The 3549-nt window shown below is 59.2% G+C and carries 3 protein-coding genes; 1 reads left to right on the forward strand and 2 read right to left on the reverse strand.

The features are described 5' to 3' along the window. Together AC4FIC_RS06815 and AC4FIC_RS06820 are read right to left on the reverse strand one after the other, a co-directional pair. Window positions 1-1091 (reverse strand): aldehyde dehydrogenase family protein (locus tag AC4FIC_RS06815; RefSeq protein WP_476195139.1); only part of this gene is annotated, 1091 nt, incomplete at its 3' end. Window positions 1092-1306: 215 nt separating this feature from the next. After that, window positions 1307-2665 carry an 8-oxoguanine deaminase gene (locus AC4FIC_RS06820; protein WP_100256178.1) on the reverse strand — a complete coding sequence of 453 codons (1359 nt, stop codon included), beginning with the start codon at window positions 2663-2665 and terminating at the stop codon, window positions 1307-1309. 232 nt (window positions 2666-2897) lie between these two features. On the opposite strand from AC4FIC_RS06820, the gene AC4FIC_RS06825 reads away from it, so the two are divergent. After that, window positions 2898-3549 (forward strand): DinB family protein (locus tag AC4FIC_RS06825; RefSeq protein ID WP_273286527.1); only part of this gene is annotated, 652 nt, incomplete at its 3' end.

Below are 3549 nucleotides of genomic sequence, written 5' to 3' on the forward strand. Positions count from 1 at the left end.
GAGCCGCCCAATGCATGCGGCGCGCCACCGGTAACTACCTGGGCGCCCAGGGCGACCGAGGCCTGAACCTTACGGTCGATCTCGGCCATCGCCTGGGGGTGGATTAGTGGGCCAATAATCGTGCCCTCGGCCATTCCGTTGCCGACCGTAAGTTGCTGCACCGCTGCGGTCAGTTTCTCGACGAAGACATCGTAAACACTGTCCTGCACCAGGAATCTATTGGTGCACACGCAGGTTTGCCCGGCGTTGCGATATTTCGACATCATTGCGCCCTTCACGGCGGCATCGATATCGGCATCGTCGAAGACGATAAAGGGCGCGTTACCGCCCAACTCCATGGAGACTTTCTTCACAGTGCTGGCCGCCTGAGCGATCAGCAACTTGCCGACCGGGGTGGAACCGGTAAAGGAAAACTTAGCGACATCCGGGCTTTCGGTTAATACCTTGCCAATGCCGCGCGCGTCGCTGCCGACTACGATATTGAACACCCCTGCTGGGATGCCAGCCATTTCGGCCAGCTTGGCCAGCGCTAGAGCGGATAGGGGCGTCTCGGATGCGGGTCGAATCACAAAGGTGCAGCCGGCGGCGAGGGCGGGTGCTGCCTTACGGGTGATCATCGAGTTGGGGAAGTTCCACGGCGTTATGGCCGCGACCACGCCAACCGGCTGCTTAATCACCACATAGCGTCGGTCGGCAGACGGGCTGGGGATGGTCTCGCCGTAGACGCGCTTGGCTTCTTCGGCAAACCATTCAACAAAGGAGGCACCGTAGCCGACTTCAGCAGTGGCCTCGGCCAGCGGTTTACCCTGTTCTAAGGTCATGATCAGTGCCAGATCGGCCTTGTATTGGATCATTAGGTCGTGCCAGCGACGCAGCAGGATGGCACGCTCATTGGCGGATTTTGCGCGCCAGGCGGGCAAGGCGCGTTTGGCCGCGGCCACGGCCTGTTCGGCCGTCGCGACGGACCCGTCGGCGATCTGGGCCAGTAACTCGCCGGTGGCCGGATTGGTGACATCAAAACGCGTGCTGCTGGCCAGCCATTGGCCATCGACATAGGATTCGGTGGCAAACAGTTCAGGATTTATGGTCATAGTCTGGGTCTCTTTGAATCAGAGTAAGGAGCATTCCAAGGTTGTTCATTGGTTTTGAAAAACCGTTAAATATAAAACATTCAAACAATTGTTTGGTGTAGTGCAAATCTAGTGAGCATCATCCTCCAATGTAGCGAAATTCTCCATAGTTCATTAGTCCGCAGCCACTAGCGGAGTGCGTTGCACGCCGACCGCGCGGCCGCCTGGCCTTGGCCTTAGCCCTGCTGCTTGAGCAGTTGTTCGGCCTGGTGTCGATGTCTGCGTTGGATGGTGTCCAAGTCTTGATCGACAAGGCGGTGATCGGTCACCCGCCAGCGGCCGGCCACCATCACATGTTCGGCGCGATGAGCCCCGCACAGCACCAAGGCCGCGAGGGCATCGTGGGCGCCGGAGAAACGTGCCTCCGCGAGCGAAAAGAGCGCCAGATCGGCCTGTTTACCCACCGCCAGCTCGCCTATATCGTCGCGATTCAAGACTTGTGCCGAGCCCTTGGTGGCCCAACGCAGAGCATCCAGATGGCTGACCTCATCGGCCTGATAACGCAATCGGCCAATCAATAACGCCTGACGCACTTCTTGTATCAGGTTGGAGCCGTCATTGGACGCCGAGCCATCGACGCCCAGACCTACCTTAACCCCAGCCGCCTCCATCTCTTTCGTACGGGCTATGCCCGAGGCGAGCACCATATTGGAACTGGGACAATGGCTCACCCCGATGCGCGCCGCGCCCATGCGCTGAATCTCCGCATCGTTAAAGTGGATGCCGTGCGCTAACCAGGTGCGCTCGTGTAGCCAGTCGACCGACTCCAGATAATCGAGCGGCCGCAAACCAAACATCTGCAGGCAAAACGCATTCTCATCGAAGGTCTCGGCCAGGTGGGTATGCAACATCACGCCGCGTTGTTTGGCCAACGCGGCGGTTTGCCGCATCAGTTCGGAGGTAACCGAAAAGGGTGAGCAGGGCGCCAGCGCTATCTGCACCATGGCGCCGGCACCCCTTTGGTGAAAGCGCATGATGACCCGCTCGCAGTCGCGCAGAATCTGCTCATCGGTTTGCACCGTCGACTGCGGCGGCAGACCGCCATCCCGTTCACCCAAACTCATCGAACCGCGCGTGAGCACGACCCGCGAGCCCATCTGTGCGGCCGCCTCAACCTGGATATCGATGGCCTCGGTCAACGCCAGCGGGAACAGATAATGATGATCGGCCACGGTCGTGCAGCCGGACAGAAGCAGTTCGGCCAGGCCCAACTGGGTCGCGCTGTGCAACATCTCCGGCTGCAAGCCGGCCCAAATCGGGTAGAGGGTTTTTAGCCAGGGAAATAACCGCTTGTTAAGCGCCGCCGGCACCGCCCGGGTTAGGGTTTGGTACAGATGATGGTGGGTATTGACCAGGCCGGGCAGCAACACCAGATCCGTGGCATCGAATTCTTGATCGACGGCCGCAACCGGCTGCGCGCCGAGCGCGACCAATTCGACAATGGTCGTGCCGCGAATCAGGATACCGCCGCGGGCATCTTGGGCGTTGGCGGTAAAGACCGCGCGTGGATTTTTAATCCAGATGGTTTGCGTCATCGTAGAGTTCCGTTGGTTTGGCGCGATCAAAACACAGAATGCAGGGTCTGGAAAGCCCGATCGACTCGCGCGGCCAATAGGCTAGACATGCAGTTACGTTACCCGGCGTCGATGCAGTGGCGCGCGATGGTTGATTAGCCCTCAGCCTGTGCTTATATTAGGTCATCGCATCATCAGGGCTGCCGCTCTGGTGTAGTCCATTTGCCGGCAATAGATCGTAAGGAGATATCCGATGACAGCACGGCGCGTCGCTGACGCAAGCGGCCCATGGCTCTCAGCTTATCAGAAGACGCGCGAGCGGACCGAGACCCTGGTTAAACCCCTGAGTGAAGCCGATCAAACGGCGCAGTCGATGCCCGATGCCAGCCCGGTGAAGTGGCATCTGGCGCACACCAGCTGGTTCTTTGAAACCTTTGTACTGAAACCCAATTTACCCGGCTATTCGGCGTTCGATCCCGCTTTTGAATATCTGTTTAACTCCTATTACAACAGCATCGGCGAGCAGTTTCCGCGCGCCCAACGGGGCGCGATTACCCGCCCTGGCGCGCCTGAGGTGCTGGCCTATCGGCACCATGTCGACAAGCATATGACCCAGCTGCTGAGCCAATCGAGCCCTGAGCTGCTCAATAGACTGGACTCTTTATTGCCGCTCGGCTTAGCGCACGAAGAACAGCACCAAGAGCTGTTGATCACCGACCTCCAACATCTGTTTTCAATCAATCCGCTCTATCCGGCGGTGACCGTGCCGGTACAGGCCTTTGCTCCGGTCGTCGCGCTCGGCTGGTGGCATCACCCGGGCGGTTTGGTCGAGATTGGTGCGCCCGCACCAGGCGATGCATCGGACGTCCAGGTCGACGATTCACCAAGCTTTCGCTTCGACGATT

This window comes from Reinekea sp., from assembly GCF_982785585.1.

What these genes read in the sequence shown, in the direction of transcription:
- AC4FIC_RS06820 (WP_100256178.1), bottom strand. Translation starts at nt 2,665, where the DNA reads ATGACGCAAACCATCTGGATTAAAAATCCACGCGCGGTCTTTACCGCC.